The sequence below is a fragment of the Streptomyces sp. NPDC030799 genome, from assembly GCF_055572255.1.
In genome coordinates, this window is the sequence record NZ_JBVIDS010000008.1 from 350,190 (window position 1) to 364,423 (window position 14,234).

Genomic DNA, 14,234 nt, shown 5'->3' on the forward strand with positions numbered 1-14,234 from the left:
ACACATGCGAGTAACGCAACCCGCGTAAAAAGGGCGGGCCCCCAGGACCGAAGTCCAAGGGGCCCGCCCTATTGAGCGCTGCCGACGCCGTTGTCGTACTAGTGCCCGGTGCTCAGTTGTCGTCCTCGTCGATCAGGAACCCGCGCATCGGCGAGGGTGCCTGGCCCATCGGGGACGGGCCCTGCGGGCGGACCGGGGCCATGGGCTGGGTCATGGCCGGGGTCATCTGCTGCTGGCCGCCGTAGGACGGGGCGGACGGAGCGGGGTTGCCGCCCATCGTCTGGTTGCCGCCGTACGACGGGGCGCTCGCGCCGGCCGGAGCCATGGAGGGCGCCGGGGACGGCGGCAGGGACGCGGTGGCCGGGGTACGCGGCGGGGCCAGCGAGTCGTCGGCCTGGGTCTCCAGCTGGCGCAGCTGGGACTCCAGGTACGACTTCAGGCGCGTGCGGTACTCGCGTTCGAAGCCGCGCAGGTCCTCGACCTTGCGCTCCAGCGTGGCGCGGGCGGACTCCAGGGAGCCCATCGCGACACGGTGCTTCTCCTGCGCGTCCCGCTCCAGGGCGTCGGCCTTGGCACGGGCGTCACGCTCCAGACCCTCGGCGCGGCTGCGGGCCTCGCCGACGATCTTGTTGGCCTCGGAGCGGGCCTCGGCGATCGCCTGGTCGGCGGTCTGCTGGGCCAGCGAGAGGACACGGGCGGCGCTGTCGCCACCGGGGCCCTGACCGGGGCCGCCCATCGGACCGCCCATGGGGCCGCCCATCGGACCGCCCATCTGCTGCTGCATGGGCGGCTGACCGCCCATCGGGCCCTGGCCCATCGGACCCTGACCCATCGGGCCGGGACCCTGCGGACCGCCCTGGCCGCCGGGACCGGCGGGCAGCTGCGGGGCACCGCTCGGCAGCTGGGGCGGACCACCCATGGGGCCACCCATCTGCTGCTGCGGCGGGCCCGATATGCCGGCGGGCACCGGCGCGCCGGGACCTCGCATGCCCTGCTGCTGAGGATGCTGCTGCTGGTCCTGCTCCGGCGGGCCCTTGCGCATGTTCTGCTGGTTCTGCGCGGCCGCACGGGTCGCCGCGGCCAGCTTGGCGCGCAGGTCCTCGTTCTCGCGGAGCAGACGGGTCAGTTCGGCTTCGACCTCGTCGAGGAAGGCATCGACCTCGTCCTCGTCATAGCCTTCTCGGAGGCGGACGGTCGTGAACTGCTTGTTCCGCACGTCCTCGGGGGTCAACGGCATCTCTTCACCTCAACGTAGTCATCGGCAGTCGGCAAGACCGTATCGTCCATCCTCATCCCACGAAGTTCCCCGTGATCGAGAGGAGGATGTAGACGATGATCATCAGTACGAAGAAGGACAGGTCGAGCGCCACGCCCCCGAGACGCAGCGGCGGAATGAACCGCCGCAGAAGCTTCAGCGGTGGATCGGTGACAGTGTAGGTGGCCTCCAGTACGACCACCATCGCCTTGCCGGGTTGCCACGAGCGGGCGAACTGGAACACGTAATCCATGACCAGCCGGAAGATGAGCACGGCGAGGAACACCAGCAGCGCGGTGTGGACCACCGTGACGAACACGCTCATGGCCTGCGCTTCCCTCTCCCCTGTTCCATGCTCTTCCGAGCCTCGATCCGGTTGTTGCGTCTCAGCTCTGGTTGAAGAACCCGCCCTCTGCGATGCGGGCCTTGTCCTCCGCCGTGACATCGACGTTAGCAGGAGACAACAGGAACACCTTCTGCGTCACCCGCTCGATGCTGCCGTGAAGACCAAACACCAAACCGGCCGCAAAGTCGACAAGTCGCTTCGCGTCTGTGTCGTCCATCTCAGTCAGATTCATGATCACCGGCGTGCCCTCACGGAAGTGTTCCCCGATGGTACGGGCTTCGTTGTAGGTCCGGGGGTGAAGCGTGGTGATCCGGTAAGGCTCTCGCTCGGACACAACCTTGGGCATGATCACCGGTGCGTTCTTCTCGAGGGACTGACGTTCTTGTGTGATGGATGCCACGGGCGCGATCCGCGCCGGGCGTCCGGTTTCCGCGGCGAGCGCCGTCGAACGGGCCACCGGCTCACGCGGCGCGGGCGGTTGCACGATTCGCACCTCTTCATCCCTTTGGGGCTGATGTGCGCTGTGCGACGAGTGTGACGATTCATGCCGTCGGTGGTCTCGCTCGGGCTCCGGGTCCAACTCGGGTTCGAAGTCGTCGTCGGGGTCGAATCCGCGGCCGTCGTACCCATCGTCCTCCACGAGGCCGAGGTAGACCGCCATCTTGCGCATCGCGCCGGCCATGCTCTGAGTCCTCCGCTCTGTGGTGGATCGGCTGACGACTGCCAAGTGCCTGCGATCCACGTGGTCGTTGTGCCCGCCTTCACAGGCATTGACCATATTTTCTGCTGTGGTCCGACTTCCTGGCGACGTTACCCGAGCCTGGGGCGGACTCCGAGTACCGCAGTGCCGACGCGCACATGTGTCGCTCCGGCGGCCACGGCCTGTTCGAGGTCCGCACTCATCCCTGCTGACACCATGGTTGCAGCCGGATGGGTTCGGCGCAGGTCAGTCGACAAATCCATGAGCCGCTGAAACGCCTCCTGTTCGCGTCCCGCGTACTCCCCGGTGAGCGGAGCGACGGTCATCAGTCCGTCGAGCCGCAGCCCGGGCGCCTCGCCGACGAGGTCGGCCAACTCTTCGATTCCGGCCGGGGACACGCCTCCGCGCTCGCCGCGGCCGCTCACGCCCGCGTCCAGCGCGACCTGGATCAGGCAGCCGACCTCGCGCTCCGCCCGCACCGCCTCCTTCGACAGCGCGGTGACGAGCCGGGCGCGGTCGACGGACTGCACGACATCGGCATAACCGACTACCGAACGAACCTTGTTGGTCTGCAATTGACCGACAAAGTGCCATTTCAGTGGCAGATCCGCGCACGCGGCGGCCTTCGGGGCCGCGTCCTGGTCACGGTTCTCGGCGACATGACGCACACCGAGTTCCGACAGGATCCGCACATCGCTCGCCGGGTAGGTCTTGGTGACCACGATCAGGGTCACCTCCTCCCGCTCGCGCCGCGCCGCCACACACGCGGCGGTGATGCGCTCCTCCACTTTCGCCAGATTTGCGGCGAGTTCGGTCTTACGGTCCGTCATGCCCCATCAGTCCAGCCACACATAGCCCGCGAGCCGCCCGGTCGTGCGGTCACGGCGGTACGAGAAGTGGTCGTCCGACTCCAGCGTGCACACCGGTGACTGCGCCCGGTCGCACACCCCGAGCCGGTCGAGCTGCGCGTGCACCCCGGCGCTCACATCGACCGCCGGCGTGCCCCAGCTCGTCTCAGCGTGCGCCGCCGGCTCGACGGCCGCCACCTCGGCGCGCATCGCCTCCGGCACCTCGTAGCACCGCCCGCAGACGGCCGGCCCGGTGCGCGCGACGATCCGGCCGGGCTCGGCGCCGAGTTCGGCCATGGCCCGTACGGCCGCGGGGACGACCCCCTTGACCATGCCGGGCCGTCCGGCGTGGGCGGCCGCCACGACCCCCGCCACGGGGTCGGCCAGCAGCACCGGCACGCAGTCGGCGGTGAGGACGGCGAGGGCGAGCCCGCGGCGGGTGGTGACGATCGCGTCGACCTCGGGCACCGGGCGGTCTTCCCAGGGCTCGTCCACCACGGCCACATCGGCGCCGTGCACCTGGTTCATCCAGACGACCAGGGCCGGGTCGAGGCCGAGCGTCTTGGCGGCGATGTCCCGGTTGGCCCGTACGGCCTCGGGGTCGTCGCCGACCGCGCCGCCCAGATTCAGCTCCTCATACGGAGCGGCGCTCACCCCGCCCCACCGGTCGGTGAAGGCGAAGTGCGCGCCGCTCACGCTCTCGCGCCGTCCTATCACTTGAGGAAGTCCGGGACGTCCAGTTCCTCGGCCGCGCTGTCCGAGTAGGTCCGGGGCGCCGGCGTCACCGGCGGGGCGACCGGGATGTCGGGCACCGGCTCGGGCGCCGGCTCCGGCTCCTCCTTCGGCGTCACGCTGCCGAGCGAGCCGAAGGCCGGCCGGCTGGGCTCGGCCGGGCGTGCCGGGGCGGGCTCCTCGCGGCGGGGGGCCGTCGAGGACGAGGCCGACCCGAGGACGTTGTCCCGGCGGGCCGGCGGCTGACCGCCGTCGAAGCCGGCGGCGATCACGGTGACCCGTACCTCGTCGCCGAGGGCGTCGTCGATGACCGCACCGAAGATGATGTTGGCCTCGGGGTGGGCGGCCTCGCTGACCAGCTGGGCGGCCTCGTTGATCTCGAACAGGCCGAGGTCGCTGCCGCCGGAGATGGAGAGCAGCACGCCGCGGGCGCCGTCGATGGACGCCTCCAGCAGCGGCGAGGAGATCGCCATCTCGGCGGCGGCCACCGCGCGGTCGTCGCCGCGGGCCGAGCCGATGCCCATGAGGGCGGAACCGGCCTCGGACATGACCGACTTCACGTCGGCGAAGTCGAGGTTGATCAGACCCGGTGTGGTGATGAGGTCGGTGATGCCCTGGACACCGGAGAGCAGGACCTGGTCGGCGGACTTGAACGCGTCCAGGACCGAGACCTGGCGGTCCGAGATGGACAGCAGCCGGTCGTTGGGGATCACGATGAGGGTGTCGACCTCTTCGCGCAGTTCGGCGATGCCGTCCTCGGCCTGGTTCGCGCGGCGCCGTCCCTCGAAGGTGAACGGGCGCGTGACCACGCCGATGGTGAGGGCGCCGAGGGAGCGCGCGATGTTGGCCACGACGGGTGCGCCGCCGGTGCCGGTGCCGCCGCCTTCACCGGCCGTCACGAAGACCATGTCGGCCCCCTTGAGGACCTCCTCGATCTCCTCGCGGTGGTCCTCGGCGGCCTTGCGGCCGACGGCCGGGTTGGCTCCGGCGCCGAGTCCGCGGGTGAGTTCCCGGCCGACGTCGAGCTTGACGTCGGCGTCGCTCATCAACAGCGCCTGTGCGTCGGTGTTGATGGCGATGAACTCGACGCCCTTGAGACCGACCTCGATCATCCGGTTGATGGCATTGACACCACCGCCGCCGACACCGATGACCTTGATGACTGCGAGGTAGTTCTGCGGTGCTGCCACGTCGAAGGCCTCTCGCCTCGAATTACGTTGTCGCCGCCGTGCGGTGCCCCGCGCCGGGACGACGGATGCCGAATGGGACGGTCCGTAGCGCCGACCCGAACCCTAACCCTGAAGTTTAGGGTTACCAGTGTGTCTGTTCCCTGGAGTCTTCTGAACAGGACACTAAGTCGACAAGTGGCGCCCGTTCAACGAACACGCCGAACCTCCCGTTTTTCTTTTCACCCTATGTGATCAGCCGTAGCAGTGCCCAACCAGGGTGCTGGCCTGCGCTGATGTGCGTCAACTCCGCGATGACGCAGGGGCGGTGGGGACGCTGACATCGAAGTGCCGCGCGCCGGGAGCTGCTTTCATGAGAGCTGTGAGGGTCCGTGCCTTGGCACGGCCGTTCTCGCCGCTGCCCCACAGGACCGTGCGGCCGTCGGCCAGCACCAGCGAGATGGCGTCAAAGGAACGGATTTGGACGGTCCGGGTCCGCTTCGCGACGGCGGCCGGCAGATCGCCGGCCACCCGGACCGCCTCACGCACCAGCCGGTCGGTGCCGAAACGCCGGAAGCCGGCGGCGCCTGAACCCGTGCGGGAGACGGACAATTCCAGCATCGGAACGGCATTCGGCGCCTGTGAAACCGTGGCGAAACGGACACCTTCGTCATCGACTTCGGTGAAGTCTCCGCCCTTTCGGAGCAGTAGAACCGGAGTGCGCTCAGTCACTTTCAGCCCGATTCCATGGGGCCAGGAACGGACTACATCAACCGTGTCAATCCGGGGCAATTTCCGGCGCAATCGTGCCTCGATGCCCTCGGTGTCGACGGAAATCATCGGCGCACCGACCGGCACCGCCGCCGCGTCGCGCACCTCGGCGGACGTGAGTACGCGCGTGCCGGACACCGACACATGGTCGACGCGCAGCCATGAGGAGCCGTACAACACCCAGGCGGTACCGGCACCGAGGAGCACGGCGGCGGCCACAGCCAGAATGACGATCGTACGAAGGCGCAGTTTCCCGGACCGTCGGCCGGGCGGCGGACCGGACGACTCCTGCTGGCGTTCACCGCGCTCGGCGGTAGTCGGTCCGGCCACCCTCATTGCCCTTTCGTCATACGGTCCTAACGGCGCGAGGCGATCGCCTCGTACACCATGCCGACGAGCAGCTCGTCGGCGTCCCGGCGGCCGAACTCGCTTGCCGCTCGGGACATCTCGTACAGCCGGTGCGGGTCGGCGAGCACGGGCAGGACGTTCTGCTGCACCCACTCGGGCGTCAGCTCCGCGTCGTCGACGAGGAGTCCGCCGCCGGCCTTGACCACCGGCTGGGCGTTGAGCCGCTGTTCGCCGTTGCCGATGGGCAGCGGGACATAGGCGGCCGGGAGCCCGACGGCGGAGAGTTCGGCGACGGTCATCGCGCCCGCGCGGCAGAGCATCATGTCGGCCGCGGCGTACGCGAGGTCCATCCGGTCCAGGTAACTTACCGGGACATAGGGCGGCATTCCCGGCATCTGCTGCACCTGCGGCAGTTCGTTCTTCGGGCCGACCGCGTGCAGGATCTGGATGCCCGCCTGCTGCAGCCACGGGGCGACCTGCTGGACCACCTCGTTCAGCCGCCGGGCGCCCTGGGAGCCGCCGGAGACGAGCAGTGTGGGCAGGTTCGGGTCGAGGCCGAAACGGTGGCGGCCCTCGGGACGGGCGGCGGCGCGGTCCAGGGTGGCGATGGAGCGGCGCAGCGGGATGCCGATGTAGCGGGCGTCGCGCAGCTTGCTGTCCGGCGTCGAGACGGCGACCCGGGCGGCGTACCTGGAGCCGATCTTGTTGGCCAGGCCCGGGCGGGCGTTCGCCTCGTGGATCACGATGGGCACGCCGAGCCGCTTGGCGGCCAGGTAGCCCGGCAGGGCGACGTAACCGCCGAAGCCGACCACGACGTCCGCCTTGGTGCGCTCCAGGATCTGCTCGGCGGCCTTGATCGTGCCGCGCAGCCGGCCCGGGACGGTGATCAGCTCGGGGGTTGGCTTGCGGGGCAGCGGCACCGCCGGGATCAGCGCCAGCTCGTAGCCGCGCTCCGGGACGAGCCTGGTCTCCAGACCGCGTTCCGTGCCCAGGGCCGTGATCCCCACGGTCGGGTCCTGCCTGCGCAGGGCGTCCGCGAGGGCGAGCGCGGGCTCGATGTGGCCCGCGGTGCCCCCGCCGGCGAGTACGACATGCACCGAAATTCACCGCTCTCCGGACGAACGCGCCGATGAGGCACGCCGTCGCATCGTGTTCCATCTCCGAGGCCTCCGGCCGGAACCGGAACCTCCCGCCCGCTTTCTACCAAAGCGGGGTTGCCGCATCGCAAGCGCTGCCCGCGCAGCGGGCTCGTCGCGCGCGAAGGCGATCAGCAGCCCGATGGCGAACATGGTCGGCAGCAGGGCGGATCCTCCGTAGGAGAACAGCGGGAGGGGGACGCCGGCGATCGGCAGCAGACCGAGCACCGCACCGATGTTGATCACCGCCTGGGCGGTGATCCAGGTGGTCACGCCTCCCGCGGCATACCTCACGAAGGGGTCCTCCGTGCGTCCGGCCACGCGGATACCCGCATAGCCTAGAGCCGCGAACAGGGCGAGCACCGACAGCGTCCCCGCCAGGCCCAGTTCCTCACCGGTGACGGCGAAGATGAAGTCGGTGTGGGCTTCCGGCAGTTGACCCCATTTTTCCACACTTGCACCGAGTCCGGAGCCGAAGAGTCCGCCGGAGGCGAGGGCGTAGATGCCGTGCACGGCCTGCCAGCAGTCGGCGACGCCGGCCTTGGGCTCGGTCGCGCCGATGCAGGAGAGCCGGGCCATCCGGTTGGGGCTGGTCTTGATGAGGACGAAACCGATCAGGGCGGCGATCTGCAGCACCACGGCGAACAGCCGCGTCGGCGCCCCGGCGAGCCACAGCAGGCCGAACAGGATCGCCGTGAGGATGATCGCGGTACCCATGTCGCCGCCGAGCATGATCAGCCCGAGCAGCACAAAGGCGACCGGTACCAGCGGCACCAGCATGTGCTTCCACTGGGTCAGCAGCTTCCGCTCCTGCTTGCGCGCGATCAGGTCCGCACCCCACAGCACCAGGGCGAGCTTGCCGAACTCGCTGGGCTGGATCTGGAAGGAGCCGCCGAGGGAGATCCAGTTCTGGTTGCCGTTGACCGCCATCCCTATCCCCGGCACCTGCACCAGGGCCATCGTGAAGACGGCACCGGCCAGGATCGGGTACGCCAGCGCCCGGTGCAGTTTCACCGGCATGCGGGAGGCCGCGAACAGCAGTACGCCGCCCAGCGCGGCGGCCAGCAGCTGCTTGCGGAAGAAGTACGACCCCGGCAGCGACATCTGCAGCGCGGTGATCTGGGAGGCCGAGTAGACCATCACCAGGCCCAGCACGATGATCAGCACACTGCCGCCGAGGATCAGGTAGTAGGCGGTCAGCGGGCGGTCCCAGGCCTTTCGCGCGCGGGTGTAGAGCCGTTGTACGGGGTTGTCGCGCGAGGACCCGGGAACGGCGGGACGCCGGGACGCCCGTTGCACGGGTGGCCGGCCGGTACGGCTACTGGGCATCGGCGCCTCCGCTGAACGTCGACCGTCCCACGCGTCCCTCCCAAGATCCGCCCGGCAGGCGGCCGGGGTCAGGCTTCGAGTTCGCGGACCGCCGCCGCGAACGCGTCACCGCGCTGGTTGTAGTTGGTGAACATGTCCATGGAGGCACAGGCCGGGGCCAGCAGCACCGTGTCACCGGGCTGCGCGAGCCGCTTCGCTTCCGTCACCGCCTGGAGCATCGCCCCAGTGTCGGTCCGGTCGAGGTCCACCACGGGTACTTCCGGCGCGTGTCGCGCGAGGGCCTCGCGGATCAGGGCGCGATCGGCACCGATCAGTACGGCACCGCGAAGTCGCTTCGCCGACTTGGCGACGAGCTCGTCGAAGGTCGCCCCCTTCGCCAGACCGCCCGCAATCCATACAATCGACTCATATGACGCCAAAGATGCTTCGGCGGCATGCGTGTTGGTCGCCTTGGAGTCGTCCACGTACGTCACCGAGTCGATGTCGGCGACGCGCGCGATGCGATGGGCGTCCGGCCGGAAGGCCCTGAGGCCCTCGCGCACGGCCTTGGCGGACACCCCGAAGGCACGCGCGAGGGCCGCCGCGGCAAGGGCGTTGGCGATGTTGTGCGGGGCCGGCGGGTTGACGTCGGAGACCTCGGCCAGCTCCTGGGCGTTCTTCTGCCGGTTCTCCACGAAGGCGCGGTCGACCAGGATGCCGTCGACGACGCCGAGTTGGGAGGGTGCGGGGGTGCCGAGGGTGAACCCGATGGCCCGGCAGCCCTCCTCCACGTCCGCCTCGCGCACCAGGTCCTCGGTGGCCTTGTCCTCGACGTTGTACACGCAGGCGACCCGATTGCCCTCGTAGATACGGCCCTTGTCGCGGGCGTAGGCCTCCATGGAGCCGTGCCAGTCCAGGTGGTCCGGCGCGAGGTTGAGGACCGCGGCCGAATGCGCCCGCAGGGAGGGCGCCCAGTGGAGCTGGTAGCTGGAGAGCTCCACGGCGAGGACGTCGTAGCTCTCCTCGCCGAGGACCGCGTCCAGCAGGGAGACGCCGATGTTGCCGACGGCGGCCGTGCGCAGGCCCGCGGCCTTCAGGATCGACGCGAGCATCTGCACGGTCGTGGTCTTGCCGTTGGTGCCCGTGACGGCCAGCCAGGGCGCCGCGTCGGGCCCGCGCAGGCGCCAGGCCAGCTCGACGTCGCCCCAGACCGGCACGCCCGCCTTTCCGGCCGCCAGGAACAGCGGCTTGTCGGGCTGCCAGCCGGGCGCGGTGACGATCAGCTCGGTGCCCTCCGGCAGTGAGGCCCCGTCGCCGAGCCGCACGGTGATGCCGAGCGCCTCCAGTTCGGCGGCCTGCTCACGCGCGCGTGCGTCGTCGCCGTCGTTGACGACCGTGACGATCGCCCCGCGCGCGTGCAGCACCTTGGCCGCCGGGACGCCGGAGACGCCGAGCCCGGCGACGGTGACGTGCTTGCCCTGGAAGTCGAAGAGCTCCGAGGTGGAGGTCACTTGTCCGCTGCCCATCCTGCGTAGAAGAGGCCCAGTCCGACGATCACACAGATGCCCTGAATGATCCAGAATCGGACCACGACCAGGACCTCGGACCAGCCCTTGAGTTCGAAGTGGTGCTGCAGGGGCGCCATCCGGAAGACACGCTTTCCGGTGAGCCGGAAGGAGCCGACCTGGATGACGACCGACATGGTGATGAGGACGAACAGGCCGCCCATGATGGCCAGCAGCAGCTCCGTGCGGGAGAGGATGGCCAGACCGGTGAGGACACCGCCGAGGGCGAGCGAGCCGGTGTCGCCCATGAAGATCTTCGCCGGCGAGGTGTTCCACCACAGGAAGCCCAGGCAGGCGCCCATCAGCGCGGAGGCGATCACCGCGAGGTCGAGCGGGTCGCGCACCTCGTAGCAGGCGGCCGGGTTGGTCAGGGTCTGCGCGTTGGCGCAGGACTCCTGGAACTGCCAGGTGCCGATGAACGTGTAGGCACCGAAGACGAGCACGGAGGCGCCGGTGGCCAGACCGTCCAGACCGTCGGTGAGGTTCACGCCGTTCGACATCGCGAGGATCATGAACAGCGCCCAGATCACGAACAGGACCGGGCCGATCTTCCAGCCGAAGTCGGTGATGAACGACAGCTTGTCGGAGGCCGGGGTGTTGCCGCGCGCGTCGGCGAACATCAGCGACAGCACCGCGAAGCCGATGCCGACGATCAGCTGGCCGGCCATCTTCGCCTTGGCCCGCAGACCCAGCGAACGCCGCTTGACGATCTTGATGTAGTCGTCGAGGAAGCCGACCAGGCCCATGCCGAACATCAGCCCGAGGACCAGCAGCCCGGAGTAGGTGGGCGGGTAACCGGTGATGAGCTTGCTCAGGAAGTACGCCGCGATCGTCGCCAGGATGAAGGCGATGCCGCCCATGGTCGGCGTACCGCGCTTGCTGGCGTGCTCGCGCGGGCCGTCGTCACGGATGTACTGGCCGTAGCCCTTGCGGGCGAGGAGCTTGATCAGCAGCGGGGTGCCGACCAGCGTCAGGAAGAGGCCAATGACTCCTGAGAACAGGATCTGCTTCATCATCGGGCGGCAACCTCACCCTCGGCACCGGTCTCGAGGAGCGCCTGGGCAACGCTCTCGAGCCCCACCGAACGGGACGCCTTCACGAGTACGACGTCCCCCGGGCGCAACTCGCTGCGCAACAGGTCGATCGCCGCCTGTGCGTCGGACACGTGCACCGACTCCTCACCCCACGAACCCTCGTTATATGCGCCCAGTTGCAGCCAGGAGGCTTCGAGCCCCCCGACGGCGACGAGCTTGCTGACGTTGAGCCGGACGGCGAGCCGTCCGACGGCGTCGTGCTCGGCGAGCGCCTCGTCCCCCAGCTCGGCCATCCGGCCGAGCACCGCCCACGTGCGGCGCCCCTTGCCCATGGCCGCGAGCGCCTTCAGGGCGGCCCGCATGGACTCGGGGTTGGCGTTGTAGGCGTCGTTGACGATGGTCACGCCGTCCGGGCGCTCGGTGACCTCCATGCGCCAGCGGGAGAGGGAGCCCGCCTCGGAGAGCGCGGTGGCGATCTCTTCCGCGGACATGCCCAGCTCATGGGCGACGGCGGCCGCGGCGAGCGCGTTCGACACGTGGTGCTCACCGTACAGGCGCATGGTCACATCGCATGCACCGGAGGGTGTGAGAAGCCTGAAGGAGGGCTGTCCGCTGTCCGTGAGTCGTACGTTCTCGGCGCGTACGTCCGCTTCGGCCGACTCTCCGAAAAGGACCACCTTCGCCTTGGTACGCGAGGCCATGGCCCTGACCAGCGGGTCGTCGGCGTTGAGGAGGGCGGCGCCGCCGTCCTCGGCCGACGGAAGGCCTTCGACGAGCTCGCCCTTGGCCTGCGCGATCTGCTCGCGGCCGCCGAACTCGCCGATGTGGGCGGTGCCGACGTTGAGCACCAGGCCGATCTTCGGCGGGGTGAGGCCGGTGAGGTAGCGGATGTGCCCGATGCCGCGGGCACCCATCTCCAGCACGAGGAACTGTGTCTCCTCGGTGGCGGACAGGGCGGTCAGCGGCAGCCCGATCTCGTTGTTGAGCGAGCCGGGCGTGAACACGGTCGGCGCCTTGCGCCGGAGCACCTGCGCGATCAGGTCCTTGGTGCTGGTCTTGCCCGCCGAGCCGGTCAGGGCGACGAGGGTCGCGCCGAGCCGCTCGACCACGTGCCGGGCGAGGGCGCCGAGGGCGGCCTGGACGTCCTCGACGACGATCGCGGGCACGCCGACCGGGCGCGACGCCAGTACGGCGACCGCGCCCGCCTCGACGACCTGCGCCGCGAAGTCGTGGCCGTCCACGCGCTCGCCGACGAAGGCGGCGAACAGGCTGCCGGGCTCCACCTCTCGGGAGTCCCGGACGACCGGGCCCGTGACCTGCGTGGACGGATCCGGTATGTCGTGCGTCTGCCCGCCGACGACTGCTGCGATCTCGGCGAGGGAGAGGGCGATCACAAGTTCATCCCCTGGGTCTTCTGGATTTTCATCCCTGGGTTTTCTGGATGGCTTCGCGGAGCACCTGGCGGTCGTCGAAGGGACGGACCACGCCGGCGATGTCCTGGCCCTGCTCGTGGCCCTTGCCCGCGACCAGCACGGTGTCGCCGGCCCGGGCGCGGCCCACGGCGGCGGCGATCGCGGCGGCCCGGTCCTCGAACAGGAGCACCTCGCCGCGCTCGTGCGCGGGCACGGAGGCCGCGCCCTGGAGCATGGTCGCGAGGATCGCGAGGGGGTCCTCGGAGCGGGGGTTGTCGGAGGTCAGTACGGCCGTGTCGGCGAGCCGGGCCGCGGCGGCGCCCATCGGGGCACGCTTGGTCCGGTCACGGTCGCCGCCGCAGCCGAGGACGACGTGCAGCCGGCCCTTGGTGACCTTGCGCAGCGCCTTGAGCACCGACTCCACCGCGTCGGTCTTGTGGGCGTAGTCCACGACCGCGAGGTAGGGCTGCCCGGCGTCCACGCGCTCCAGGCGGCCGGGGACGCCCGGTACGGCGGCGATGCCGTCGGCGGCGGCCTGCGGGTCGAGGCCGGCCGCGGCGAGGGCGACGATGGCGGCGAGGGTGTTCGCCACGTTGAAGGGGCCCGGCAGCGGCGACTTGGCGTGGACGCGCTCGCCGTTCGGGCCGACGACGGTGAAGGTCGAGTCCATGGGACCGACCTGGACGTGCTCGGCGCGCCAGTCGGCGTCGGGGTGCCCCTCGGCGGAGAAGGTGACGACCGGGACGGTCGCCTCCTCGGCGAGCCGGCGGCCGTACTCGTCGTCGGCGTTGACCACGCCGAGCCTGCTGCGTTCCGGCGTGAACAGCTGCGCCTTGGCCCGGAAGTAGTCCTCCATGTCGGAGTGGAACTCCATGTGTTCCGGGCTGAGGTTGGTGAACACGGCGATGTCGAAGACGCAGCCGTCGACCCGGCCGAGGACCAGGGCGTGGCTGGACACCTCCATGGCGACCGCCTCGACGCCGCGTTCGCGCATGACGGCGAAGAGCGCCTGCAGGTCGGTGGCCTCGGGGGTGGTGCGCTCGGACTTGATGCGCTCGTCGCCGATGCGCATCTCGACCGTGCCGACGAGACCGGTGGACTTCGCGGTGCGCAGACCGCCCTCGACCAGATAGGCCGTGGTGGTCTTGCCGGAGGTACCGGTGATGCCGATCTGGAGCAGGTCCCGGCCGGGGCGGCCGTAGATCGTCGCCGCCAGCTCGCCCATCCGTCCGCGCGGGTCGTCGACGACCAGGACCGGCAGTCCGGTCGCGGCGGCGCGCTCGGCGCCCGTCGGGTCGGTGAGCACGGCGGCCGCGCCCAGGCCGGCGGCCTGGGTGACGAAGTCGGCGCCGTGCAGACGGGCGCCCGGGAGGGCGGCGTACAGGTCGCCGGGGCGGACGGCGCGCGAGTCGTGGGTGATCCCCGTGATCTCGGCGGCGGCGTCCGGCACGGCGGCACCCAGCTGATCGGCCAGTTCCGCGAGGGGTGTGGCGGAGACCTCGGCCGGTCGCGGCGGTCCCGGATATGTCACGGAAGCGCCCTTCTGGGTGGTTTGGGACTGATCAGCGTGTGGCACGGCGGTGAGCGTACCCGGCGCACCCGCTCCGGAGCGA

At 70.0% G+C, this 14,234-nt stretch carries 13 protein-coding genes; all 13 read right to left on the reverse strand.

Going from position 1 to position 14,234, the window contains the following annotated elements; translation table 11 throughout:
- Positions 1–112: 112 nt before the first annotated feature.
- The 13 genes from ACZ41I_RS22240 to ACZ41I_RS22300 all read right to left on the reverse strand — a co-directional run bounded on the left by ACZ41I_RS22240 (position 113) and on the right by ACZ41I_RS22300 (position 14,152).
- Positions 113–1,237, reverse strand: a complete 1,125-nt coding sequence (locus ACZ41I_RS22240) for a DivIVA domain-containing protein (RefSeq protein ID WP_399770003.1) — start codon at positions 1,235–1,237, stop codon at positions 113–115.
- Between the two features lie 52 nt (positions 1,238–1,289).
- Positions 1,290–1,580, reverse strand: coding sequence for a YggT family protein (locus ACZ41I_RS22245; RefSeq protein WP_363218714.1), 291 nt, complete (start codon positions 1,578–1,580; stop codon positions 1,290–1,292).
- Positions 1,581–1,641: 61 nt separating this feature from the next.
- On the reverse strand, positions 1,642–2,283 hold the full coding sequence (locus ACZ41I_RS22250) for a cell division protein SepF (protein WP_351247086.1): 642 nt from the start codon (positions 2,281–2,283) through the stop codon (positions 1,642–1,644).
- A 128-nt stretch (positions 2,284–2,411) separates the two neighbouring features.
- Positions 2,412–3,131 (reverse strand): YggS family pyridoxal phosphate-dependent enzyme, encoded by a 720-nt coding sequence (locus ACZ41I_RS22255; protein WP_468514872.1) that lies wholly within the window; start codon positions 3,129–3,131, stop codon positions 2,412–2,414.
- A 6-nt stretch (positions 3,132–3,137) separates the two neighbouring features.
- A complete protein-coding gene (pgeF, locus tag ACZ41I_RS22260) occupies positions 3,138–3,866 on the reverse strand; it encodes a peptidoglycan editing factor PgeF (protein ID WP_363218716.1) in 729 nt (242 codons plus the stop codon).
- Positions 3,863–5,071 (reverse strand): cell division protein FtsZ, encoded by a 1,209-nt coding sequence (gene ftsZ / locus ACZ41I_RS22265; RefSeq protein ID WP_363218717.1) that lies wholly within the window; start codon positions 5,069–5,071, stop codon positions 3,863–3,865. The genes pgeF and ftsZ overlap by 4 nt, the downstream gene beginning before the upstream one ends.
- Before the next feature lie 279 nt (positions 5,072–5,350).
- Complete coding sequence (locus ACZ41I_RS22270) at positions 5,351–6,148, reverse strand: cell division protein FtsQ/DivIB (RefSeq protein WP_468320208.1); 798 nt, start codon at positions 6,146–6,148, stop codon at positions 5,351–5,353.
- 26 nt (positions 6,149–6,174) lie between these two features.
- Positions 6,175–7,263, reverse strand: a complete 1,089-nt coding sequence (murG, locus tag ACZ41I_RS22275) for an undecaprenyldiphospho-muramoylpentapeptide beta-N-acetylglucosaminyltransferase (RefSeq protein ID WP_351247096.1) — start codon at positions 7,261–7,263, stop codon at positions 6,175–6,177.
- A gap of 6 nt (positions 7,264–7,269) precedes the next feature.
- Entirely contained in the window at positions 7,270–8,631 is a 1,362-nt protein-coding gene (gene ftsW, locus ACZ41I_RS22280) for a putative lipid II flippase FtsW (RefSeq protein ID WP_468514873.1), read from the reverse strand.
- Between the two features lie 68 nt (positions 8,632–8,699).
- Entirely contained in the window at positions 8,700–10,136 is a 1,437-nt protein-coding gene (gene murD / locus ACZ41I_RS22285; RefSeq protein ID WP_399769994.1) for a UDP-N-acetylmuramoyl-L-alanine--D-glutamate ligase, read from the reverse strand.
- A complete protein-coding gene (gene mraY, locus ACZ41I_RS22290; protein WP_363218721.1) occupies positions 10,118–11,191 on the reverse strand; it encodes a phospho-N-acetylmuramoyl-pentapeptide-transferase in 1,074 nt (357 codons plus the stop codon). Before mraY ends, murD begins: the two co-directional genes overlap by 19 nt.
- The gene (locus tag ACZ41I_RS22295) at positions 11,188–12,603 is read right to left on the reverse strand and encodes a UDP-N-acetylmuramoyl-tripeptide--D-alanyl-D-alanine ligase (RefSeq protein ID WP_363218722.1); all 1,416 of its coding nucleotides are present in this window, start codon (positions 12,601–12,603) and stop codon (positions 11,188–11,190) included. The genes mraY and ACZ41I_RS22295 overlap by 4 nt, the downstream gene beginning before the upstream one ends.
- Before the next feature lie 28 nt (positions 12,604–12,631).
- Positions 12,632–14,152 (reverse strand): UDP-N-acetylmuramoyl-L-alanyl-D-glutamate--2,6-diaminopimelate ligase, encoded by a 1,521-nt coding sequence (locus tag ACZ41I_RS22300; protein ID WP_468320212.1) that lies wholly within the window; start codon positions 14,150–14,152, stop codon positions 12,632–12,634.
- Between the last annotated feature and the right edge of the window lie 82 nt (positions 14,153–14,234).